Source organism: Pseudomonas sp. XK-1 (assembly GCF_038069885.1).
Taxonomy (GTDB): domain Bacteria; phylum Pseudomonadota; class Gammaproteobacteria; order Pseudomonadales; family Pseudomonadaceae; genus Aquipseudomonas.
Genome location: NZ_JBBPES010000007.1, coordinates 212,336 through 234,488 on the forward strand (window position 1 = coordinate 212,336; position 22,153 = coordinate 234,488).

22 protein-coding genes are annotated in these 22,153 nt (G+C 59.0%); 19 read left to right on the top strand and 3 right to left on the bottom strand.

The window, feature by feature from the left end; all coding sequences use genetic code 11:
• Position 1: 1 nt before the first annotated feature.
• The 3 genes from recF to dnaA form a co-directional block, all read right to left on the bottom strand.
• Positions 2 to 1,105, bottom strand: a complete 1,104-nt coding sequence (gene recF, locus WMW70_RS18825) for a DNA replication/repair protein RecF (protein ID WP_341438990.1) — start codon at positions 1,103 to 1,105, stop codon at positions 2 to 4.
• Between the two features lie 206 nt (positions 1,106 to 1,311).
• Positions 1,312 to 2,415, bottom strand: a complete 1,104-nt coding sequence (gene dnaN, locus WMW70_RS18830; RefSeq protein WP_341438991.1) for a DNA polymerase III subunit beta — start codon at positions 2,413 to 2,415, stop codon at positions 1,312 to 1,314.
• Positions 2,416 to 2,446: 31 nt separating this feature from the next.
• Positions 2,447 to 3,916 (bottom strand): chromosomal replication initiator protein DnaA, encoded by a 1,470-nt coding sequence (dnaA, locus tag WMW70_RS18835; RefSeq protein WP_341438992.1) that lies wholly within the window; start codon positions 3,914 to 3,916, stop codon positions 2,447 to 2,449.
• 523 nt (positions 3,917 to 4,439) lie between these two features.
• Here dnaA and rpmH point away from each other — a divergent pair.
• From rpmH to glmU, 19 genes are all read left to right on the top strand, one after another.
• Positions 4,440 to 4,574 (top strand): 50S ribosomal protein L34, encoded by a 135-nt coding sequence (gene rpmH / locus WMW70_RS18840; protein WP_002551315.1) that lies wholly within the window; start codon positions 4,440 to 4,442, stop codon positions 4,572 to 4,574.
• 11 nt (positions 4,575 to 4,585) lie between these two features.
• Complete coding sequence (gene rnpA / locus WMW70_RS18845) at positions 4,586 to 4,990, top strand: ribonuclease P protein component (protein ID WP_414705447.1); 405 nt, start codon at positions 4,586 to 4,588, stop codon at positions 4,988 to 4,990.
• On the top strand, positions 4,983 to 5,228 hold the full coding sequence (gene yidD / locus WMW70_RS18850) for a membrane protein insertion efficiency factor YidD (RefSeq protein WP_341438993.1): 246 nt from the start codon (positions 4,983 to 4,985) through the stop codon (positions 5,226 to 5,228). The genes rnpA and yidD overlap by 8 nt, the downstream gene beginning before the upstream one ends.
• 2 nt (positions 5,229 to 5,230) lie before the next feature.
• Entirely contained in the window at positions 5,231 to 6,982 is a 1,752-nt protein-coding gene (gene yidC / locus WMW70_RS18855) for a membrane protein insertase YidC (RefSeq protein ID WP_341438994.1), read from the top strand.
• A 75-nt stretch (positions 6,983 to 7,057) separates the two neighbouring features.
• Positions 7,058 to 8,425, top strand: a complete 1,368-nt coding sequence (mnmE, locus tag WMW70_RS18860; protein WP_341438995.1) for a tRNA uridine-5-carboxymethylaminomethyl(34) synthesis GTPase MnmE — start codon at positions 7,058 to 7,060, stop codon at positions 8,423 to 8,425.
• A 671-nt stretch (positions 8,426 to 9,096) separates the two neighbouring features.
• A complete protein-coding gene (gene mnmG, locus WMW70_RS18865) occupies positions 9,097 to 10,989 on the top strand; it encodes a tRNA uridine-5-carboxymethylaminomethyl(34) synthesis enzyme MnmG (RefSeq protein WP_341438996.1) in 1,893 nt (630 codons plus the stop codon).
• A complete protein-coding gene (gene rsmG / locus WMW70_RS18870; protein ID WP_445942166.1) occupies positions 10,989 to 11,633 on the top strand; it encodes a 16S rRNA (guanine(527)-N(7))-methyltransferase RsmG in 645 nt (214 codons plus the stop codon). Before mnmG ends, rsmG begins: the two co-directional genes overlap by 1 nt.
• Positions 11,634 to 11,645: 12 nt before the next feature.
• Positions 11,646 to 12,434 carry a ParA family protein gene (locus WMW70_RS18875; RefSeq protein WP_341438997.1) on the top strand — a complete coding sequence of 263 codons (789 nt, stop codon included), beginning with the start codon at positions 11,646 to 11,648 and terminating at the stop codon, positions 12,432 to 12,434.
• A gap of 10 nt (positions 12,435 to 12,444) precedes the next feature.
• On the top strand, positions 12,445 to 13,317 hold the full coding sequence (locus WMW70_RS18880) for a ParB/RepB/Spo0J family partition protein (protein WP_341438998.1): 873 nt from the start codon (positions 12,445 to 12,447) through the stop codon (positions 13,315 to 13,317).
• Between the two features lie 158 nt (positions 13,318 to 13,475).
• Entirely contained in the window at positions 13,476 to 13,883 is a 408-nt protein-coding gene (locus tag WMW70_RS18885; RefSeq protein WP_341438999.1) for a F0F1 ATP synthase subunit I, read from the top strand.
• Positions 13,884 to 13,899: 16 nt separating this feature from the next.
• Complete coding sequence (gene atpB, locus WMW70_RS18890) at positions 13,900 to 14,769, top strand: F0F1 ATP synthase subunit A (RefSeq protein WP_341439000.1); 870 nt, start codon at positions 13,900 to 13,902, stop codon at positions 14,767 to 14,769.
• Positions 14,770 to 14,944: 175 nt separating this feature from the next.
• Positions 14,945 to 15,199 (top strand): F0F1 ATP synthase subunit C, encoded by a 255-nt coding sequence (gene atpE, locus WMW70_RS18895; protein ID WP_090378669.1) that lies wholly within the window; start codon positions 14,945 to 14,947, stop codon positions 15,197 to 15,199.
• Positions 15,200 to 15,252: 53 nt separating this feature from the next.
• Positions 15,253 to 15,723, top strand: a complete 471-nt coding sequence (locus WMW70_RS18900) for a F0F1 ATP synthase subunit B (protein ID WP_341439001.1) — start codon at positions 15,253 to 15,255, stop codon at positions 15,721 to 15,723.
• Between the two features lie 14 nt (positions 15,724 to 15,737).
• Positions 15,738 to 16,274, top strand: coding sequence for a F0F1 ATP synthase subunit delta (locus tag WMW70_RS18905; protein WP_341439002.1), 537 nt, complete (start codon positions 15,738 to 15,740; stop codon positions 16,272 to 16,274).
• 21 nt (positions 16,275 to 16,295) lie between these two features.
• Positions 16,296 to 17,840, top strand: coding sequence for a F0F1 ATP synthase subunit alpha (atpA, locus tag WMW70_RS18910; protein WP_341439003.1), 1,545 nt, complete (start codon positions 16,296 to 16,298; stop codon positions 17,838 to 17,840).
• Positions 17,841 to 17,890: 50 nt separating this feature from the next.
• Positions 17,891 to 18,751, top strand: a complete 861-nt coding sequence (atpG, locus tag WMW70_RS18915) for a F0F1 ATP synthase subunit gamma (RefSeq protein WP_341439004.1) — start codon at positions 17,891 to 17,893, stop codon at positions 18,749 to 18,751.
• A 30-nt stretch (positions 18,752 to 18,781) separates the two neighbouring features.
• Positions 18,782 to 20,158, top strand: coding sequence for a F0F1 ATP synthase subunit beta (gene atpD / locus WMW70_RS18920; RefSeq protein WP_341439005.1), 1,377 nt, complete (start codon positions 18,782 to 18,784; stop codon positions 20,156 to 20,158).
• Between the two features lie 83 nt (positions 20,159 to 20,241).
• Entirely contained in the window at positions 20,242 to 20,667 is a 426-nt protein-coding gene (locus WMW70_RS18925; protein WP_341439006.1) for a F0F1 ATP synthase subunit epsilon, read from the top strand.
• Positions 20,668 to 20,786: 119 nt separating this feature from the next.
• On the top strand, positions 20,787 to 22,148 hold the full coding sequence (gene glmU, locus WMW70_RS18930; RefSeq protein ID WP_341439007.1) for a bifunctional UDP-N-acetylglucosamine diphosphorylase/glucosamine-1-phosphate N-acetyltransferase GlmU: 1,362 nt from the start codon (positions 20,787 to 20,789) through the stop codon (positions 22,146 to 22,148).
• Positions 22,149 to 22,153: the final 5 nt, after the last annotated feature.

A 22,153-nucleotide genomic window follows, 5' to 3' on the forward strand; every position in this document is an offset into this window, starting at 1 on the left:
TTCACTCCCGGTGGTCGTGGGTCTGGGTGATGCCACCATGTTCCACGTGGAACATGGCAACTGGCGTATCCGTGCGCCAGCCTTCCCTCAACAATTCATGGTCTACACAGGTAATAAATACCTGGCAGTGCAAGTCTTCCAACAATCGGCACAGCGCGCGGCGGTGCTGCTCATCCAGTTCTGACGGCAAGTCATCCACCAGATAAATGCATTGGCCGCGCTTGGCCTGATTCACTAAGTGGCCCTGCGCAATGCGCAAGGCACACACAACTAATTTCTGTTGCCCCCGGGAAAGAATCTCGGCGGCGTTATGCGCTCCCAGACGCAACCTCAGATCGGCCCGCTGGGGGCCAGCCTGGGTATGGCCCAATTGCTGGTCGCGGGACAGGGTAGAGGCGAGCACGGTATTCAGCTCGCGTTCCTTATCCCAGCCGCGGTAGTAACTGAGGGTCAAGCCATGCAGCTCCACCAGCTCACCCAGGGTGCGCTCGAAAACCGGTTTCAGGGCCTGGATATAAGCCCGTCGATAACCGTCGATTTCGTCGCTGGCCAGGCATAACTCTCGGTCCCAGGCCGCCTGCGAAGCGGCGTCAAGTGTACCATGCCGCAGCCATGAGTTCCGCTGACGCAGGGCCTTCTGCAGGCGCTGCCAGGCCGAGAGAAAGCGTGGTTCCACGTGGAACACACCCCAATCGAGAAACTGCCTGCGGATCTTCGGCGCGCCTTCAAGCAGACGGAAACTGTCCGGATTGATTAACTGCAGCGGCAGGGTTTCGGCAAGCTGTGCGGCGCTGCGCGCATTCTGCCCGTCGATACGGATCTGGAACTCCCCCTGACGATCGCGGGAAACACCCAGATTGCTCTGCCGACCATCGGCCAGTTGCACCTGGCCAAAGATGGTGCAGGCCGGTTGCTCGTATTGGATAACCGGCAGCAGACGGGTACTGCGAAAGGAGCGGGCCAGACCCAGCAGATGAATGGCTTCAAGCAAACTGGTTTTGCCGCTGCCGTTGTCGCCGGAAAGGATATTGATACGCGGGGAGGGGGAGAGGGTCACCGGGTGCAGATTACGCACCGCGGTGACGGTAAAGCGAGTCAGGGACATTTAACTAACAGACCGTTGTAGAACGTAGCGAGCGAAGGTCAGGCAAGGCGGGATCAGTTGAGGAAGCGGAGTGTACGGGTAGTACATGAGCATGACTCGCTTCACTCGCCCTTCGGGTCGCGCTAAGCGCGTTGCCGCAAGCGGCTTCCAAAAACTGACCACAACGCGGCATGGCCGAGCGTAGTAGTTATACAACGGTCTGTCGGTTACAGGCGCATCGGCATAACCACATAGGAAGAATCATCGTTGTCGGCTTCCTGCACCAGTGCACTGCTGTTGGCATCGGAGAGAATCAGACGCACCTGCTCGGTGGTCATCACGCTCAGTACGTCGAGCAGGTAGCTGACGTTGAAGCCGATTTCCAGCGCACTGCCGTTGTAGTCAACAGCGATCTCTTCTTCGGCTTCTTCCTGCTCCGGGTTATTGGCCTGAATTTTCAGCAGACCGGATTCCAGTTGCAGGCGAATACCGCGGTACTTCTCGTTGGACAGAATCGCGGTACGGCTGAACGCTTCACGCAAGCCCTGACGATCGGCAACCACCAGCTTGTCGCCACCGCGTGGCAACACACGCTCGTAATCTGGGAATTTGCCGTCGACCAGTTTCGAGGTGAAGGTGAACTCGCCGGTGGTGGCGCGAATATGGTGCTGGCCGAGAACGATGCTGACGCTGCCGTCCTGCTCCGTGAGCAAGCGCGCCAGTTCGAGAATACCCTTGCGCGGCACGATGACCTGGTGGCGTTCAACCTGCTCGATGGCGGCGTCCATGGAGCACATGGCCAGACGGTGACCGTCGGTGGCAACGGCGCGGAGGATACCGGTCTGCACTTCCAGCAACATGCCGTTGAGGTAATAGCGCACGTCCTGCTGGGCCATGGCGAAGCTGGTGCGCTCGATCAGACGGCGCAGTTTGCTCTGCACCAGGCTGAAAGTCAGCGAACCCGGACCTTCTTCAACGGTCGGAAAATCATTGGCGGGCAGGGTGGACAGGCTGAAGCGGCTACGCCCGGCCTTGACCAGCAGCTTCTGCTCGTCGATACGGATATCGATCAAGGCGTCCGCCGGCAGACTCTTGCAGATGTCCATCAGCTTGCGCGCCGGTACGGTGATCTCGCCTGGCTCGGCAGGTTCTTCCAGGGTGACGCGGCCGACCAGTTCGACTTCCAGATCGGTACCGGTCAGCGACAGCTGCTGGCCTTCGACCACCAGCAGCACATTGGAGAGCACTGGCAGGGTCTGGCGACGTTCCACGACGCCAGCGACCAGTTGCAGAGGTTTCAACAAGGCTTCGCGTTGAATTGTGAAATGCATGGTCTAGTCCCTTGCCTAGTGGAGTTGCGTATTAGGTTGTCAGCGTACGCAGCAAATTCTTATAGTCCTCGCGGATGTCCGCGTCGGATTCCTTAAGTTCAGCAATCTTACGGCATGCATGCAATACCGTTGTGTGATCACGGCCGCCGAAGGCGTCACCAATTTCCGGCAGGCTGTGGTTGGTCAGCTCTTTCGACAAAGCCATGGCCACCTGCCGCGGGCGCGCCACCGAACGGGAGCGACGCTTGGAGAGCAGATCGGAAATCTTGATCTTGTAGTACTCGGCCACCGTACGCTGGATATTGTCGATGCTGACCAGCTTGTCCTGCAGGGCCAGCAGGTCCTTGAGCGACTCACGGATCAACTCGATGGTAATGTCACGCCCCATAAAGTGCGAGTGGGCAATCACCCGCTTCAGGGCACCTTCCAGCTCACGCACGTTGGAACGAATGCGCTGAGCAATAAAGAAGGCGGCATCATGGGGCAGGTCGACTTTGGCCTGGTCGGCCTTCTTCATCAGGATCGCCACCCGGGTTTCCAGTTCCGGCGGCTCGACCGCCACCGTCAGCCCCCAGCCGAAACGCGACTTCAGGCGCTCTTCCAGCCCTTCGATCTCTTTCGGGTAACGGTCGCTGGTAAGAATCACCTGCTGGCCGCCTTCGAGCAGGGCGTTGAAGGTGTGGAAGAACTCTTCCTGGGAACGCTCTTTCTTGGCAAAGAATTGAATGTCGTCGATCAGCAGTGCATCCACCGAGCGGTAGAAGCGTTTGAATTCGTTGATCGCATTCAGCTGCAGGGCCTTGACCATGTCGGCGACAAAGCGCTCGGAATGCAGGTAGACCACCTTGGCATTCGGATTCTTCGCCAGCAGGTGATTACCCACCGCATGCATCAAGTGGGTTTTACCCAGGCCGACGCCGCCGTATAGGAACAGTGGGTTGTAACCGTGCTTGGGATTGTCCGCCACCTGCCAGGCCGCTGCGCGGGCCAGCTGGTTGGACTTGCCCTCGACAAAGTTGTCGAAGGTAAAGGTACGGTTGAGGTAACTGGTGTGCTTCAAACCGCCTTCGACCTGTACCGTGCGCTCGGTACGCGCCGGAGCCTGCTGGCTGGCGGCACCGGCCATAGGGTCGAAACTCGAACGCGAGGGCTCGCTCTGGGCACTGGCCTGCGCCTGCGTCGTTTGCACGGCAGGGGTGGCTACCGGGGCGGGTGCAGGTGGTGCAACACTGGCAGCAGCGCGAGGAGCGGAACTGCGCTTGCTGCCTATTAATAAGGAAAGAGCCGGCATCAGACCATTGGTGCGCTCGGACAACAGCTCGAGCAGGCGGGTCAGGTACTTTTCATTGACCCAGTCGAGTACAAAACGGTTCGGCGCATAGACGCGTAGCTCGTCGCCTTCGGCTTCGACCTGCAGTGGACGGATCCAGGTGTTGAATTGCTGAGCAGGCAGCTCATCGCGCAGAAGCTCGACGCACTGCTGCCAAAGTTCCACAGACACGGATATCCCCTAAATCGAAAGGCGGCGAGGCAAAAAACAGCCGTCATTGTAGCCGGCGAGGCCTGAGTTATCCACACGTAAACCGGGTGGCAGGCAAGGAAAATCAAGGTGTTATTGGCTTATACCTACTGCTCGACAACTGCCCCAAGCTCTGTGGATAACCCCACCCAAGCTCATGGGATAAACCAGGGCTAAACCCGGTGGAAAACTCGCCTGTGGGTAAAAGCGCATTCCATCCTCAGCTTGTGCCCATGCGCCGCACAGCCGCCACACGGCTTTTCGACAGACTTACCCTGAGCTGAGAGCAGCTAAGTCTGTGGCCTGCAGGCACTTATGCACAGATCAGCAAGGTGCTAATAGCTACTAACACTACAAAAGATCTTTAAATAATCTCTTCTTTATATTTCTTTATGCAGGAAAAGCCTGGTTGGAAATTGACCTGACCCTCCGCTTTCTCTAGAATTGCCGGTCTCTTAAAACGGGGGCCATTCCGGCCCGTAGTCGACCACCCAGGTACCGCACCATGAAACGTACTTTCCAACCCAGCACTATCAAACGCGCTCGCACCCACGGTTTCCGTGCTCGTATGGCCACCAAGAACGGCCGTGCTGTCCTGTCGCGTCGCCGCGCCAAGGGCCGTAAGCGTCTCGCCGTCTAAATTTCGGTATTGTGGTGAGTCGAGACTTCAGTCGGGAAAAGCGCCTGCTAACCCCCCGGCAATTCAAGGCAGTCTTCGACTCCCCTAGCGGCAAAGCTCCGGGCAAAAATGTCCTGCTGCTTGCGCGCAACAACGATCTCGATCATCCCCGTCTGGGTCTGGTGATCGGGAAAAAGAGCGTCAAGCTCTCGGTTGAGCGCAATCGCCTGAAACGCCAGATACGTGAATCGTTCCGCCTCAACCAGGACAACCTGGTTGGCTGGGACATTGTCGTGGTGGCGCGCAAGGGTCTCGGCGATCTGGAGAATGTTGAACTGGCCCGCCAGTTCGGCAAACTCTGGAAACGCCTGGAACGCAGCAAACCCAGCCCGCAAGCACCTGCTCAAACCGGGGTAACCGACAGTACCCATGCGTAAACTGGCCTTGCTTCCAATCCAGTTCTACCGCTACGCCATCAGCCCCTTGATGGCCAGTCACTGTCGTTTTTACCCAAGCTGTTCCTGCTACGCGCTTGAAGCCATTGAACACCATGGCATCACGCGTGGTGGCTGGCTGACCCTGCGTCGGCTTGGCCGCTGTCACCCGTGGAATCCCGGTGGCTACGACCCGGTTCCCCCCGCGAAAACCTCCCGTTCCTCTTCGATGGCCGAATAATCATGGATATTCAACGCTCGATCCTGATCGTCGCCCTGGCAATCGTGTCCTATATGATGGTTCTCCAGTGGAACCAGGACTACGGTCAAGCTGCCCTGCCGACTGAAACCGCCGCGGTCAGCAGCAGTGTTCCGGGCTTGCCGGATACTACCGGCACTGCTTCCACTGCTGTCAGCAGTGACGATATTCCGAGTGCAGCGACTGCAGTCGAGCCAGGGTCCATCAGCGTTGCCCCGAAGGCCGTCAGTGATCAACTGATTAGGGTAAAAACCGATGTGCTGGAACTGGCCATCGACCCCCGCGGTGGTGATGTGGTGCAACTGCGCTTGCCGCAGTACCCACGCCGTCAGGACCGTCCCGACGTGCCTTTCCAGCTGTTCGACAACGGTGGCGAGCGGGTCTATCTGGCCCAGAGCGGCCTGATTGGCAGCAATGCCCCGGACAAGTCCAGCGGCCGTGCCCTGTGGAGCAGCGACAAGCAGAGCTATGAAATGGCCGAAGGCCAGGACCAATTGCAGGTCGATCTCAAGCTCAGCGAAGACGGTGTCAACTACATCAAGCGCTTCACCTTCATCCGCGGCCTGAATCCGCAGTGCTCGGAAAAAGAGCAGCAGCAGAAAAAACCGGGTTGCGTCGACCCTGCCGCCTATCAGTTGACTGTCAGCTACCTGATCGACAACCAGAGTGGTAAGGCCTGGAGCGGCAACATGTTCGCCCAGCTCAAGCGTGATGGCAGCGATGATCCGTCCTCCACCACTGCCACCGGCACTGCGACCTACCTCGGTGGTGCGCTGTGGACCACCGAAGAGCCGTACAAGAAAGTGTCGATGAAAGACATCGACAAACAAGCCTTCAAAGAAACCGTTCAAGGAGGCTGGGTTGCCTGGCTACAGCATTACTTCGTCACTGCCTGGATTCCAAGCAAAGACAGCACCAACCAAATCCAGACCCGCAAAGACAGCCAAGGCAACTACATTGTCGGCTTTACCGGCCCGGCCATTCAGGTTGCTGCCGGCGCTCAGGGCGAAACCAGTGCCGTTCTATATGCCGGCCCGAAACTACAAGGTCATCTGAAGACCCTGTCGCCCGGCCTCGAGCTGACCGTCGACTACGGCATTCTCTGGTTCCTGGCTCAGCCGATCTTCTGGTTGCTGGAAGTTATCCACAACCTGCTGGGTAACTGGGGCTGGTCGATCATCTTCCTCACCCTGATCATCAAGCTGATCTTCTTCCCACTGTCGGCCGCCAGCTACAAGTCCATGGCGCGCATGCGGGCCGTTGCACCCAAGCTGGCTCAGTTGAAAGAGCAGCATGGCGACGACCGGCAGAAGATGTCCCAGGCGATGATGGAGCTGTACAAGAAAGAGAAGATCAACCCGCTGGGCGGTTGTCTGCCGATCCTGGTGCAGATGCCGGTCTTCCTTGCGCTCTACTGGGTATTGCTGGAAAGCGTGGAAATGCGCCAGGCCCCCTGGCTGCTGTGGATAACCGACCTGGCGATCAAGGATCCGTTCTTTATCCTGCCGATCATCATGGGCGCGACCATGTTTATCCAGCAGCAGCTGAACCCGACGCCGCCGGACCCGATGCAGGCCAAGGTACTGAAGCTGATGCCGATCATCTTCACCTTCTTCTTCCTCTGGTTCCCCGCCGGCCTGGTGCTGTACTGGGTGGTCAACAACATGCTGTCGATCGCACAGCAGTGGTACATTACCCGCAAGATCGAAGCAGCGACGAAGGCTGCCGAAGCCTAAAGTCAGGTTGCTTCTAAGCTTGAACAAAACGCCCCTCTTCAGGGGCGTTTTGCTATGCCCCGTTTGGAGAACCCCATGCAACTAGCCCGCGAAACCATAGCCGCCGTTGCCACCGCTCAAGGCCGTGGTGGGGTCGGCATCGTCCGTGTCTCCGGTCCTCTGGCGGGGCAACTGGCCCAGGCCATCTGCCAACGTCAGCTGCAACCGCGCTATGCCCATTACGGGCCGTTCTTCGCCGATGCCCAGCAGGTGCTGGATGAAGGCCTGGCCCTGTATTTCCCTGGGCCCAACTCCTTTACCGGCGAGGATGTGCTGGAGTTGCAGGGCCATGGCGGCCCGGTGGTGCTCGACCTGCTGCTGCGCCGCTGTGTCCAGCTCGGCGCGCGCCTGGCGCGCCCGGGGGAGTTCAGCGAACGGGCCTTTCTCAACGACAAGCTCGACCTGGCCCAGGCCGAAGCGATTGCTGACCTGATCGAGGCCAGCTCCGAGCAGGCCGCACGCAATGCCTTGCGCTCGCTGCAGGGCGAGTTCTCGAGGCGCGTGCATGGCCTCACCGAGCGCCTGATCAGCCTGCGTATCTATGTCGAGGCGGCCATCGATTTCCCCGAAGAGGAAATCGACTTTCTCGCCGATGGCCATGTACTCGGTCTGCTTGATGGCGTGCGTGCCGACCTCGATGGTGTGCTGCGCGAGGCCGGCCAGGGTGCCTTGCTGCGCGACGGTATGACGGTGGTGATCGCCGGCCGGCCGAATGCCGGCAAGTCCAGCCTGCTCAATGCCCTGGCCGGTCGCGAGGCGGCCATCGTCACCGAGATCGCCGGCACCACCCGCGACGTGCTGCGCGAACATATCCATATCGACGGTATGCCCCTGCATGTAGTGGATACTGCCGGCCTGCGCGCTACCGAGGATCAGGTTGAACGCATCGGCGTCGAGCGTGCGCTCAAGGCCATTGGCGAGGCCGACCGCATCCTCCTGGTGGTGGATGCCACGGCCCCCGAAGCGGACGATCCCTTTGCCCTGTGGCCCGAGTTTCTCGACCAGCGCCCGGACCCGGCCAAGGTCACCCTGATTCGCAACAAGGCAGATCTGTCGGGCGAGGCCATAGCCCTGGAAGCCTGCAATGACGGTCATATCACCATCAGCCTGTCGGCCAGGTCGACCGAGGGGCTGGACCTGCTGCGCGAACACCTCAAGGCCTGCATGGGCTACGAGCAAACCGCCGAGAGCAGCTTCAGCGCCCGCAGGCGCCACCTGGAGGCGCTACGCCAGGCCGCCACACATCTGGAACACGGGCATGCTCAGCTGACCCTGGCCGGGGCCGGTGAACTGCTGGCAGAAGACCTGCGCATGGCCCAGCAGGCCCTGGGCGAAATCACCGGTGCGTTCAGCTCCGATGACCTGCTGGGGCGGATCTTTTCCAGCTTCTGTATCGGTAAATAACATCGTCTAGACAGGTAGGATGGGTTAGCGGCGAGAGCATTGAAGCTGTAATCACCGCCAATCCCACGCGCTGCGCAACCCATCATCTGCACCATATTCTTGATGGATTACGGCACATCGAACTTCCTGTCGTCTTCACTATTGCCCGCCTGCGCCTAACCCATCCAACGTAGCGTCTCTCTCAAAACCTCATTTATGCCCTCCAGGCAGGCCTTCGCCTGGGCGAAATATGGGTGTCCACGCACTTATTTATCCACCTAAGCCCTGTGGAAAACCCGGCCTAAGCCCTGGCTATAACCCGGTGATAAAACGGAGGATAACCGCCCCTGTGGATAACCATGCATTCCATCCACAGCTTGCGTACGGCAACTGAACAGGCAGATGGCAGGATCAGCACAGACTTTTCAATCGCTGTATGCCCTGATGCCATTGGCCTGTAGCAATCTATCCACAGAAAAGCCGTTGCTAAGTAATAAACATATAAACAAGGCTTTATAAAAATTCATTCTTTTATTCTTTATTAACCGATCGACCTGTTCGAGCCCCCCGAGCAGCTGGCTATTTTTTGTGCAAAAGGCTTCTTTCACACCGGCTAAATCCCTATACTTGCCGCCTTTCCAGCTTTTCAACCCAAAAGCCCCCCAAAATTCTCAACAGGCACGAGGTGCGTGGTGGATTTCCCTTCCCGTTTTCAGGTGATCGTCATCGGCGGCGGTCATGCCGGTACCGAAGCCGCACTGGCGGCGGCACGCATGGGGGTAAAGACCCTGCTGCTGACCCACAACGTGGAAACCCTCGGGCAGATGAGTTGCAACCCGGCCATTGGCGGCATCGGCAAGAGCCATCTGGTCAAGGAAATCGACGCCCTTGGTGGGGCAATGGCTGAAGCCACCGACCGTGGCGGCATCCAGTTCCGTGTGTTGAACAGCCGCAAGGGCCCTGCCGTACGAGCCACTCGCGCCCAGGCCGACCGGGTGCTGTACAAAGCCGCGATTCGCGAAACCCTGGAAAACCAGACCAACCTGTGGATATTTCAACAGGCCGCCGATGATCTGATCGTCGAAAACGACCAGGTCAAAGGCGTAGTCACCCAGATGGGTCTGCGCTTCCTCGCGGATTCCGTGGTGTTGACCACCGGTACCTTCCTCGGTGGACTTATCCACATCGGCATGCAGAACTACTCGGGCGGTCGCGCCGGTGATCCGCCCTCTATTGCCCTGGCCCAACGTCTGCGCGAATTGCCGCTGCGCGTCGGTCGGCTGAAAACCGGTACGCCACCGCGCATCGATGGCCGCTCGGTGGATTTCTCGCTGATGACCGAGCAGCCTGGCGATACGCCGACGCCGCTGATGTCCTTCCTCGGTCGCGCCGAACAGCAGCCGCGGCAGATCAGCTGCTGGATCACCCATACCAACGTCCGCACCCACGAGATCATCGCGGCCAATCTGGATCGTTCGCCGATGTATTCCGGGGTGATCGAGGGCGTGGGTCCGCGCTACTGCCCGTCGATCGAAGACAAGATCCATCGCTTCGCCGACAAGGACAGCCATCAGGTATTTATCGAGCCGGAAGGCCTGACCACCCATGAGCTGTACCCCAACGGCATCTCCACCTCGCTGCCCTTCGATGTGCAGCTGCAGCTGGTGCGCAGCATCCGCGGCATGGAAAACGCCCATATCGTGCGGCCCGGCTACGCCATCGAATACGACTATTTCGATCCGCGCGACCTGAAATACAGCCTGGAAACCAAAGTGATCGGCGGGCTGTTCTTCGCCGGGCAGATCAACGGCACCACCGGTTACGAAGAAGCCGGTGCGCAGGGTCTGCTCGCCGGTTGCAACGCCGCGCTGCGTGCCCAGGGCAAGGACAGCTGGTGCCCGCGCCGCGATGAGGCCTACATCGGCGTGCTGGTCGACGACCTGATCACCCTGGGTACCCAGGAGCCCTATCGCATGTTCACTTCGCGGGCCGAATACCGGCTGATCCTCCGCGAGGACAACGCCGATCTGCGCCTGACCGCCAAAGGCCGCGAGCTGGGGCTGGTCGATGATGTGCGCTGGGCGGCTTTCGAAGCCAAACGCGAAGCCATCGCCCTGGAAGAACAGCGTCTGAAGAGCACCTGGGTCCGCCCGGCAACACCCCTGGGCGATGCGATTGCCGAACGCTTCGGCACGCCGCTGACCCACGAATACAATCTGCTCAACCTGCTGTCGCGCCCGGAAATCGATTACGCCGGCCTGGTGGCCATCACTGGCGGCGGCGCACAGGACCCGCAGGTGGCCGAGCAGGTCGAGATCAAGACCAAGTACGCCGGCTATATCGACCGTCAGCAGGACGAGATCGCCCGTCTGCGCGCCAGTGAAGACACCCAGCTGCCGGCCGATATCGATTACAACGGGATTTCCGGGCTGTCCAAGGAAATCCAGCACAAGCTCGGCAACGCTCGCCCCGAGACCCTGGGCCAGGCTTCGCGGATTCCCGGAGTGACCCCGGCGGCGATTTCCCTGCTGCTGATCCACCTGAAAAAGCGCACTGCCGGTCAGCAGTTGGAGCACAGTGCCTGATGTCCGTTAGCCCCCGTCACGCCGAAGAACTGAGCCAGGGTGCCCGCGAGCTGGGCGTCGAACTCAGCGCGCAACAGCACGAACAACTGCTCGCCTACCTGGCCCTGCTGATCAAGTGGAACAAGGCCTACAACCTCACCGCGGTGCGCGACCCGGACGAAATGGTCTCGCGTCATCTGCTCGACAGCCTGTCCGTGGTGCCCTTTGTCGCAGAGGCTGGGGATAACTGGCTGGACGTCGGCAGCGGTGGCGGCATGCCGGGTATTCCCCTGGCCATCCTGTTTCCCGAGCGGCAGTTCACCCTGCTCGACTCCAACGGCAAGAAGACCCGCTTCCTGACCCAGGTGAAGCTGGAGTTGAAACTGGCCAATCTGCAAGTTATCCACAGCCGGGTCGAAGAATTTAAGCCCGAGCAGCCATTCGATGGTATTTGCTCCCGGGCCTTCAGTTCGCTGGAAGATTTCAGCAACTGGACCCGCCATCTCGGCAGTGAGCACAGCCAGTGGCTGGCGATGAAAGGCGTGCACCCGGATGACGAACTACAGGCCCTGCCGGCGGACTTCCGCCTCAGCGCCACCCACGTGCTCAAGGTTCCCGGTTGCCAAGGTCAGCGTCATCTGCTGATACTGCGTCGCTCGGTCTAGGGGGAACGCAACATGGCTAAGGTATTCGCAATCGCCAACCAGAAAGGCGGGGTGGGCAAGACCACCACCTGCATCAATCTGGCGGCTTCGCTGGTTGCGACCAAGCGCCGCGTGCTGCTGATCGATCTGGACCCCCAGGGCAACGCCACCATGGGCAGCGGTGTGGATAAGCATGCCCTGGAGCATTCGATCTACGACGTGCTGATCGGCGAATGCAACCTGGTCGAGGCCATGCAGTTCTCCGAGCACGGTGGCTACCAGCTGCTGCCGGCCAACCGCGACCTCACCGCCGCGGAAGTCTCGCTGCTGGAAATGAAAATGAAGGAGAGTCGCCTGCGTTATGCGTTGGCACCGATCCGCGAGAATTACGATTACATCCTGATCGACTGCCCGCCGGCGCTGTCGATGCTGACCATCAACGCCCTGGTGGCCGCCGATGGGGTGATCATCCCCATGCAGTGCGAGTACTACGCCCTCGAAGGCCTGAGCGACCTGGTCAACAGCATCCAGCGCATCGCCGAACTGTTGAATCCCAAGCTGAAGATCGAAGGCCTGCTGCGCACCATGTACGACCCGCGCATCAGCCTGACCAACGACGTATCGGCCCAGCTTAAGCAACACTTCCCTGACCAGCTCTACGACGTGGTAATTCCGCGTAACGTGCGTCTGGCCGAGGCTCCCAGCTTCGGCATGCCGGCGCTGGTGTATGACAAGCAATCCCGTGGTGCCATCGCCTACCTGGCCTTGGCCGGCGAACTGGTCCGTCGTCAGCGCGCCAGTGCCCACACGGCAACCGCATAAGGAAATTCCCATGGCTGTGAAGAAACGAGGACTGGGACGCGGTCTGGACGCCCTGCTTGGTGGCACCAGTGTCAGCGCCTTGCAGGAAGAAGCCGCCCAGGTCGACAGCCGCGAACTGCAGTACCTGCCCCTGGACCTGATCCAGCGCGGCAAATACCAGCCCCGCCGGGATATGGACGCCACCGCTCTGGAAGAACTGGCGCAGTCGATCAAGGCCCACGGGGTGATGCAGCCGATCGTAGTGCGGCCGATTGCCGAAGGTCGCTTCGAAATCGTTGCCGGCGAACGCCGCTGGCGTGCCAGCCAGCAGGCCGGACTGGACAAGATCCCGGCCATGGTGCGCGAACTGCCGGACGAAGCCGCCATCGCCATGGCGCTGATCGAGAACATCCAGCGCGAAGACCTCAACCCCATCGAAGAAGCCATGGCCCTGCAGCGCCTGCAGCAGGAATTTCAGCTGACCCAGCAACAGGTCGCCGATGCCGTGGGCAAATCCCGGGTGACCATCACCAACCTGCTGCGCCTGATCGCCCTGCCGGAAGAGATCAAGATCCTGCTATCCCACGGCGATCTGGAAATGGGCCACGCCCGCGCTCTGCTCGGTTTACCAGCGGAACAGCAGACCGAGGGTGCGCGACACGTTGTCGCACGAGGCCTCACCGTGCGCCAAACCGAAGCACTGGTACGTCAGTGGCTGAACAGCAAAGAGAAGCCTGCAATGGTGGTCAAGACCGACCCGGATATCAGCCGCCTGGAACAGCGCCTGGCCGAGCGCCTGGGCTCTCCAGTGCAGATCAAGCATGGGCAGAAGGGAAAAGGCCAGTTGGTGATTCGCTACAGTTCGCTGGACGAGTTGCAGGGTGTGTTGGCCCACATCCGCTGAAACAATTGCACATGTAGCGAGTAGTCGGAAATCACTACCCGACAGTTGAATGGGGGGGGAAGCACCCCTATACTCTGCGCGCATTTCGTCGGCACAAACTATGCCAATTTATTTACTTTCAGGTGCCGACGCCCGAGTTCAGCTTTCAGGAAAACAAGATGGACGTTCGCACGCCGAATCGCCTGCCCTTCCATCGTCTGGCTGTTTTCCCGGTGCTGCTGGTGCAACTGCTGGTACTGCTGTTGCTGGCCCTGGTGTTGTTGCAGTGGCAAGGCGCAGTGGCAGGTTACTCCGGGTTGTGTGGTGGCCTGATTGCCTGGCTACCCAATGTGTATTTCGCCCACAAGGCGTTCCGTTTCAGTGGAGCGCGGGCTGCTCAAGCCATCGTCCGGTCTTTTTATGCCGGTGAGGCGGGCAAACTGGTTTTAACGGCAGTGCTGTTTGCACTGACCTTTGCAGGTGTGAAACCTCTGGAACCGCTGGCGGTATTTGGCGTGTTCTTCCTGACCCAGTTGGTCAATTGGTTTTCGCCCCTGCTGATGAAAAAAAGACTTCCGAGACCTTAAGGCGTTTGAGGCAAACATGGCAGAACAAACCGCTTCGGGCTATATCCAGCACCACCTGCAGAACCTGACTTACGGGCAGCTGCCTAATGGTGATTGGGGCTTTGCCCACACCGCACAAGAAGCCAAAGAAATGGGTTTCTGGGCGTTCCACGTCGATACTCTCGGCTGGTCCGTTGCCCTCGGCCTGCTTTTCGTCTTGCTGTTCCGCATGGCGGCGAAGAAGGCGACCTCCGGACAACCTGGCGGCCTGCAGAACTTCGTCGAAGTGCTGGTCGAATTCGTCGATGGCAGCGTGAAAGACAGCTTCCATGGTCGTAACCCGGTAATTGCCCCGCTGGCCCTGACCATTTTCGTCTGGGTGTTTCTGATGAACGCCATCGACCTGATCCCGGTTGACTGGATTCCGCAGTTGGCCATTCTGATCAGCGGTAATGAGCACATCCCATTCCGTGCCGTTTCCACCACCGATCCTAACGCCACCCTGGCCATGGCCTTCTCGGTCTTTGCCCTGATCATTTTCTACAGCATCAAGGTCAAGGGCATCGGCGGCTTTATCGGCGAGCTGACCCTGCACCCGTTCGGCAGCAAGAACCTGTTCGTTCAGGCGCTGCTGATTCCGGTGAACTTCCTGCTCGAATTCGTCACCCTGATCGCCAAGCCGATTTCTCTGGCTCTGCGTCTGTTCGGCAACATGTACGCCGGCGAACTGGTATTTATCCTGATTGCTGTGATGTTCGGCAGTGGCCTGCTCTGGCTCAGTGGCCTGGGTGTGGTACTGCAGTGGGCGTGGGCGGTATTCCACATCCTGATCATCACCCTGCAAGCGTTTATCTTCATGATGTTGACCATCGTCTACCTGTCGATGGCGCACGAAGACAACCATTAAAGACGCGCAGCGCACCTGATGACCTTCTCCCTCGGGAGAAGGTGCCCGAAGGGCGGATGAGGGGGCCTTGGCTTTTTAGTGGACGCCCGCAAGGGCAACAGAAGTACCGATTTTGTTTTACCGCTTTACCCTTAGAAAAACCTTAACCAATACGACGTAAAAGTCGGGAGGAAAGATGGAAACTGTAGTTGGTCTGACCGCGATCGCTGTTGCACTGTTGATTGGCTTGGGTGCCCTGGGTACCGCCATTGGTTTCGGCCTGCTGGGCGGCAAGTTCCTGGAAGGCGCTGCGCGTCAGCCGGAAATGGTCCCGATGCTTCAAGTGAAAATGTTCATCGTCGCCGGCCTGCTCGACGCCGTGACCATGATCGGTGTTGGTATCGCACTGTTCTTCACCTTCGCTAACCCGTTCCTGGCCCAAGTTCAGTAATTCTCAAGATTTCTTGAGGTTATGAACGGACAACGAACGAGCGAGGTGTTGGCGTGAACATTAATGCAACCCTGATTGGCCAATCCGTTGCCTTCTTCATCTTCGTGCTGTTCTGCATGAAGTTCGTATGGCCTCCGGTCATTACGGCTTTGCAAGAGCGCCAGAAGAAGATCGCAGATGGTTTGGACGCTGCTAGCCGTGCGGCTCGTGACCTGGAGTTGGCCCAAGAGAAAGCGGGTCAACAACTGCGCGAAGCCAAAGGCCAAGCTGCTGAAATCATTGAGCAAGCCAAGAAGCGCGGAACTCAGATCGTCGACGAAGCCCGTGATCAGGCCCGTGTCGAAGCTGACCGTGTGAAGGCCCAGGCTCTGGCCGAGATCGAGCAGGAACTGAATGGTGTCAAAGACGCGCTGCGCGCCCAATTGGGTAGCCTGGCCGTTAGCGGTGCCGAGAAGATTCTGGGCGTATCTATCGACCAAAACGCGCATGCGGAGCTGGTTAACAAACTGGCAGCCGAAATTTAAGCGAGGGCGCGATCATGGCAGAACTGACCACGCTGGCCCGACCTTACGCTAAGGCTGCCTTTGAGTATGCCCAGGCCCACCAGCAGCTGGCCAATTGGTCAGCCATGCTCGGCCTGGCTGCAGCGGTGTCGCAAGACGACACCATGCAGAGCATGCTCAAGGCTCCGCGTTTGACGAGTACAGATAAGGCCACCACCTTTGTCGAGGTGTGTGGTGACAAGTTCGACGCCCAGGTACGCAATTTCATTCACATCGTCGCTGAAAACGATCGTCTGGCCCTGTTGCCGCAGATCGTTGAACTGTTCGAGCTGTATAAGGCCGAGCAGGAAAAGTCGATCGACGTGGACGTTACCAGTGCCTTCGCATTGAGCGATGAACAGCAAGACAAACTCGCCAAGGTTCTCAGTGCACGGCTCGGCCGAGAAGTGCGTCTGCACGCCGCGGAGGATGCCACCCTGATCGGTGGTGTCGTAATCCGCGCCGGCGACCTGGTTATCGATGGCTCAGTTCGCGGCAAACTCGCGAAGCTGGCCGAAGCATTGAAATCTTGAGTTTGAAGGGGCAGCAGAGCTATGCAGCAACTCAATCCTTCCGAAATAAGTGAAATCATCAAGGGGCGTATCGAGAAACTCGATGTCGCCTCTCAAGCCCGTAACGAAGGCACCATCGTGTCCGTCTCCGACGGTATCGTGCGCATTCATGGTCTCGCCGATGTGATGTACGGCGAAATGATCGAGTTCCCGGGCGGTGTCTACGGTATGGCACTGAACCTGGAGCAAGACTCCGTCGGTGCTGTTGTGCTGGGTGCTTACACCAGCCTGGCCGAAGGCATGAGCGCCAAGTGCACTGGCCGCATCCTCGAAGTTCCGGTTGGTCCGGAACTGCTGGGTCGCGTTGTCGACGCACTGGGTAACCCAATTGACGGCAAAGGCCCGCTGAACAACGTCGCTACCGACGCTGTTGAAAAGGTTGCGCCGGGCGTGATCTGGCGTAAGTCGGTCGACCAGCCGGTGCAAACCGGTTACAAGTCGGTCGATGCCATGATCCCGGTTGGCCGTGGCCAGCGTGAGCTGATCATCGGTGACCGTCAGATCGGTAAAACCGCTCTGGCCATCGACGCCATCATCAACCAGAAAAACAGCGGCATTAAGTGCGTCTACGTAGCCATCGGTCAGAAGCAATCGACCATCGCCAACGTGGTGCGCAAGCTGGAAGAAAACGGCGCGCTGGCTAACACCATCGTTGTCGCGGCTTCCGCTTCCGAATCCGCTGCACTGCAATTCATTGCACCGTACGCCGGTTGCACCATGGGCGAATTCTTCCGCGACCGTGGTGAAGACGCGCTGATCGTTTATGACGATCTGTCCAAGCAAGCAGTGGCTTACCGCCAGATTTCCCTGCTGCTGCGCCGTCCACCAGGCCGTGAAGCCTACCCAGGCGACGTGTTCTATCTCCACAGCCGTCTGCTGGAGCGTGCATCGCGCGTATCCGAAGAGTACGTTGAGAAGTTCACCAATGGCGCTGTGACCGGCAAAACTGGTTCCCTGACCGCTCTGCCGATCATCGAAACCCAGGCGGGCGACGTTTCCGCGTTCGTTCCGACCAACGTGATTTCCATCACCGACGGTCAGATCTTCCTGGAATCGGCCATGTTCAACTCGGGTATCCGTCCTGCGGTCAACGCCGGTATTTCGGTATCTCGCGTGGGTGGTGCTGCACAGACCAAGATCATCAAGAAGCTCTCCGGTGGTATCCGTACCGCTCTGGCTCAGTACCGTGAACTGGCGGCATTCGCCCAGTTCGCTTCTGACCTGGACGAAGCCACCCGTAAGCAGCTTGAGCACGGTCAGCGCGTTACCGAGCTGATGAAGCAGAAGCAATATGCGCCCATGTCGATCGCCGACATGTCGCTGTCGCTGTATGCCGCCGAGCGTGGTTTCCTGGTCGATATCGAAGTCGCCAAAGTTGGTGCATTCGAGCAGGCCCTGATTGCTTACTTCAACCGGGATCACGCCGCACTGCTGGCGAAGATCAACGAGAAGGGTGACTTCAATGACGACATCGATGGCCAGCTGAAAGCCGGTATCGAGAAGTTCAAGGCCACCCAAACCTGGTAAGCCGCAGCGGGGACCGCGAGGTCCCCGCTTGCTAACCCGATAGGTGTCAAATGGCAGGCGCAAAAGAGATTCGCAGCAAGATTGCGAGCATCAAAAGCACGCAGAAGATCACCAGCGCCATGGAAAAGGTGGCGGTCAGCAAAATGCGCAGAGCACAAATGCGCATGGTGGCTAGCCGTCCCTACGCGGAGCGTATCCGCCAGGTTATTGGTCATCTGGCCAACGCCAACCCGGAATACCGTCATCCGTTCATGATCGAGCGCGAAGTTAAGCGCGTCGGTTATGTCGTGGTGAGTTCGGACCGTGGTCTGTGTGGTGGTCTGAACACCAACCTGTTCAAGGCTCTGGTCAAGGACATGGTGAGCAATCGCGAGCAAGGCGTGGAGATCGATCTCTGCGTGGTTGGCAGCAAGGGTGCGGCATTCTTCCGCAACTTTGGTGGCAACATCGTTGCTGTGATCAGCCACCTGGGCGAAGAACCGTCGATCAATGATCTGATTGGTAGCGTCAAGGTAATGCTCGATGCTTACCTCGATGGTCGCATCGATCGTTTGTCCGTGGTCTCGAACAAGTTCATCAATACCATGACGCAAAAGCCGACAGTGGAGCAGTTGATTCCGCTGGTGGCCGATCCGGATAAAGAACTCAAGCACCACTGGGACTACCTGTACGAACCCGACGCCAAGGAGCTGCTCGACGGCTTGATGGTGCGTTATGTGGAGTCGCAGGTGTACCAGGCAGTGGTTGAGAACAACGCGGCTGAACAAGCGGCCCGGATGATCGCGATGAAGAACGCCACCGACAACGCTGGCGATATCATCAAAGACCTGCAGTTGGTTTACAACAAGGCACGTCAGGCAGCGATCACCCAGGAAATTTCGGAAATCGTCGGCGGCGCTGCCGCGGTTTAAGCACGGTTCAAATATTCAGAGGAACCAAAGATGAGTAGCGGACGTATCGTTCAAATCATCGGTGCCGTTATCGACGTGGAATTCCCGCGTGATCAAGTGCCGAGTGTTTATGAAGCGCTGAAAGTAGTCGGCGCCGAAACCACCCTGGAAGTTCAGCAGCAGCTGGGCGACGGCGTGGTACGTACCATTGCGATGGGTTCGACCGAAGGCCTCAAGCGTGGCCTGAACGTCGGCAGCACTGGCGCAGGTATCCAGGTACCGGTTGGGGTGAAAACCCTGGGCCGGATCATGGACGTGCTGGGCAACCCGATCGACGAAGCTGGCCCGATTGGCGAAGAAGAGCGCTGGGGCATTCACCGTCCTGCACCTTCCTACGCCGAACAAGCTGGCTCCAACGAGCTGCTGGAAACCGGCATCAAGGTTATCGACCTGGTTTGCCCGTTCGCCAAGGGTGGTAAAGTCGGTCTGTTCGGTGGTGCCGGTGTAGGCAAAACCGTAAACATGATGGAACTGATCCGTAACATCGCCATCGAGCACAGCGGTTATTCCGTGTTCGCCGGTGTGGGTGAGCGTACTCGTGAGGGTAACGACTTCTACCACGAGATGAAGGACTCCAACGTTCTCGACAAGGTAGCCCTGGTTTACGGTCAGATGAACGAGCCACCAGGCAACCGTCTGCGCGTAGCACTGACCGGCCTGACCATGGCCGAGAAGTTCCGTGACGAAGGCCGTGATGTTCTGTTCTTCGTGGACAACATCTACCGTTACACCCTGGCCGGTACTGAAGTATCCGCACTGCTCGGCCGTATGCCGTCGGCAGTGGGTTATCAGCCGACCCTGGCCGAAGAAATGGGCGTTCTGCAAGAGCGTATTACTTCGACCAAGACCGGTTCGATCACCTCGATCCAGGCCGTATACGTACCTGCGGACGACCTGACCGACCCAAGCCCGGCGACCACTTTCGCCCACTTGGACGCCACCGTTGTACTGTCCCGTGACATCGCCTCCCTGGGTATCTACCCAGCGGTCGATCCACTCGACTCGACCTCGCGCCAGCTGGACCCGATGGTTATCGGCCAGGAGCACTACGACACCGCTCGCGGCGTGCAGTACGTACTGCAGCGCTACAAAGAGCTGAAGGACATCATCGCGATTCTGGGTATGGACGAACTGTCCGAAGCAGACAAGCAGCTGGTATCCCGTGCTCGTAAGATCCAGCGCTTCCTGTCCCAGCCGTTCTTCGTGGCCGAAGTCTTCACCGGTTCGCCAGGCAAGTACGTTTCCCTGAAGGACACCATTGCCGGCTTCAGCGGCATTCTGAAAGGTGACTACGATCACCTGCCAGAGCAGGCGTTCTACATGGTTGGCAGCATCGAAGAAGCTGTTGAGAAAGCGAAGAAACTGTAATCACCCGTGCGCCCGGCAACGGGCGCTTACGGTCTGTTTATTTGCGTAGTAGTGTGTAAACAGATCGATACGTGAGGTTAGACATGGCTATGACAGTCCATTGCGACATCGTCAGCGCAGAAGGCGAGATCTTCTCCGGTCTGGTCGAGATGGTGATTGCGCACGGCAACCTGGGTGATATCGGTATCGCTCCAGGCCACGCGCCGCTGATCACCGACCTCAAGCCGGGTCCGATTCGTCTGGTCAAACAGGGCGGCGCTAGCGAGGTGTTCTACATCTCCGGCGGTTTTCTGGAAGTTCAGCCGAGTGTGGTGAAAGTGCTGGCTGATACCGTGCAGCGTGCTGCCGATATCGATGAAGCTGCTGCTCAGGAAGCCGTTAAGGCTGCTGAGAAGGCCCTGCATGAGAAAGGCGCGGAATTCGATTACGGCTCCGCGGCCGCTCACCTGGCTGAGGTTGCAGCCCAGCTGCGTACCGTTCAGCAGTTGCGCAAGAAGTTCGGCGGCTAATAAGCCACCTGCTTCATTGTGCATAAGTAAAAGGGTAGCCTTGGCTACCCTTTTTCTTTGCCTGTTATTTAGCAGGTAGCCCGGATTGCATCCAGGCTACTCAATAGGATCTGCCCTACATGTCTCTCGATATCGTTATCCTCGCCGCCGGCCAAGGCACCCGCATGCGTTCGGCCCTGCCCAAGGTGCTGCACCCGGTTGCCGGCAAATCCATGCTTGGCCATGTGATCGACACCGCCCGCCTGCTTAAACCCCAGGGCATCCATGTGGTGATTGGCCATGGTGCGGAACTGGTGCGCGAGCGACTGGCGGCGGATGACCTGAATTTCGTACTGCAGAGCGAGCAGCTGGGCACGGGTCATGCCGTGGCCCAGGCGCTGCCGGCCTTGAGCGCCGAGCGCGTGCTCATTCTCTATGGCGACGTGCCGCTGATCGAAGTGGAGACCCTGCAGCGTCTGCTGCAACAGGTCAGCGAGCAACAGCTTGGCCTGCTGACTGTTAACCTGAAAGACCCAACCGGCTACGGCCGTATCGTGCGCGATGAGCAGGGCGTGGTTAACGCCATCGTCGAACACAAGGACGCCAGCGCCGAGCAGCGTCTGATCAGTGAAGGCAACACCGGCATCCTCGCCGTACCGGGGCAAAAACTGGGGGACTGGCTAGGTCGACTGTCCAACAGCAACGCCCAGGGCGAGTACTACCTGACTGACGTGATCGCCATGGCCGTGGCCGATGGCCTGGTCGTCGCTACTGAGCAGGCGGCTGACGAGATGGAAGTGCTGGGTGCCAACGACCGCATCCAGCTTTCGCAGCTGGAGCGTCATTACCAGTACCGCGCCGCGCGCCGGTTGATGGTGCAGGGCGTGACCCTGATCGACCCCGCGCGTTTCGACCTGCGCGGCGAAGTGACTGTGGGCCGCGACGTATCGATCGATATCAATGTGATCCTCGAAGGCCGGGTGGTGATCGAAGATGGTGTGCAGATCGGCCCGAACTGCGTGATCAAGAACAGCACCCTGCGCAAAGGTGCCATCGTCAAAGCCAACAGCCATCTGGAAGGTGCTGAAGTGGGAGAGGGTGCCGATTGCGGCCCGTTTGCCCGTTTGCGTCCGGGTTCGGTGCTGGGAGCCCGCGCCCATGTGGGTAACTTCGTCGAGCTGAAGAACGCCGTGCTGGGCGAGGGTGCCAAGGCCGGCCACCTGAGCTACCTGGGCGATGCCGAGATCGGCGCGCGAACCAATATCGGGGCCGGCACCATCACCTGCAATTACGATGGTGCTAACAAGTTCAAGACCATACTGGGCGAAGACGTGTTTATCGGCTCCAACAGTGCACTGGTGGCACCGGTGATCCTGGGGGATGGTGCCACCACCGGTGCCGGTTCGGTGATTACCGCCGATGTGCCGGCCAACACCCTGGCGGTCGGCCGCGCCAAGCAGCGCAATATCGAAGGCTGGAAGCGGCCGACCAAGAAGACCTGATGGAG

Coding starts and splice junctions, on each gene's coding strand:
- recF (WP_341438990.1), bottom strand. CDS start 1,105: ATGTCCCTGACTCGCTTTACCGTCACCGCGGTGCGTAATCTGCACCCG.
- dnaN (WP_341438991.1), bottom strand. CDS start 2,415: ATGCATTTCACAATTCAACGCGAAGCCTTGTTGAAACCTCTGCAACTG.
- rpmH (WP_002551315.1), top strand. CDS start 4,440: ATGAAACGTACTTTCCAACCCAGCACTATCAAACGCGCTCGCACCCAC.
- yidD (WP_341438993.1), top strand. CDS start 4,983: ATGCGTAAACTGGCCTTGCTTCCAATCCAGTTCTACCGCTACGCCATC.
- yidC (WP_341438994.1), top strand. CDS start 5,231: ATGGATATTCAACGCTCGATCCTGATCGTCGCCCTGGCAATCGTGTCC.
- mnmE (WP_341438995.1), top strand. CDS start 7,058: ATGCAACTAGCCCGCGAAACCATAGCCGCCGTTGCCACCGCTCAAGGC.
- rsmG (WP_445942166.1), top strand. CDS start 10,989: ATGTCCGTTAGCCCCCGTCACGCCGAAGAACTGAGCCAGGGTGCCCGC.
- WMW70_RS18875 (WP_341438997.1), top strand. CDS start 11,646: ATGGCTAAGGTATTCGCAATCGCCAACCAGAAAGGCGGGGTGGGCAAG.
- WMW70_RS18880 (WP_341438998.1), top strand. CDS start 12,445: ATGGCTGTGAAGAAACGAGGACTGGGACGCGGTCTGGACGCCCTGCTT.
- WMW70_RS18885 (WP_341438999.1), top strand. CDS start 13,476: ATGGACGTTCGCACGCCGAATCGCCTGCCCTTCCATCGTCTGGCTGTT.
- atpB (WP_341439000.1), top strand. CDS start 13,900: ATGGCAGAACAAACCGCTTCGGGCTATATCCAGCACCACCTGCAGAAC.
- atpE (WP_090378669.1), top strand. CDS start 14,945: ATGGAAACTGTAGTTGGTCTGACCGCGATCGCTGTTGCACTGTTGATT.
- WMW70_RS18905 (WP_341439002.1), top strand. CDS start 15,738: ATGGCAGAACTGACCACGCTGGCCCGACCTTACGCTAAGGCTGCCTTT.
- atpA (WP_341439003.1), top strand. CDS start 16,296: ATGCAGCAACTCAATCCTTCCGAAATAAGTGAAATCATCAAGGGGCGT.
- atpG (WP_341439004.1), top strand. CDS start 17,891: ATGGCAGGCGCAAAAGAGATTCGCAGCAAGATTGCGAGCATCAAAAGC.
- atpD (WP_341439005.1), top strand. CDS start 18,782: ATGAGTAGCGGACGTATCGTTCAAATCATCGGTGCCGTTATCGACGTG.
- WMW70_RS18925 (WP_341439006.1), top strand. CDS start 20,242: ATGGCTATGACAGTCCATTGCGACATCGTCAGCGCAGAAGGCGAGATC.
- glmU (WP_341439007.1), top strand. CDS start 20,787: ATGTCTCTCGATATCGTTATCCTCGCCGCCGGCCAAGGCACCCGCATG.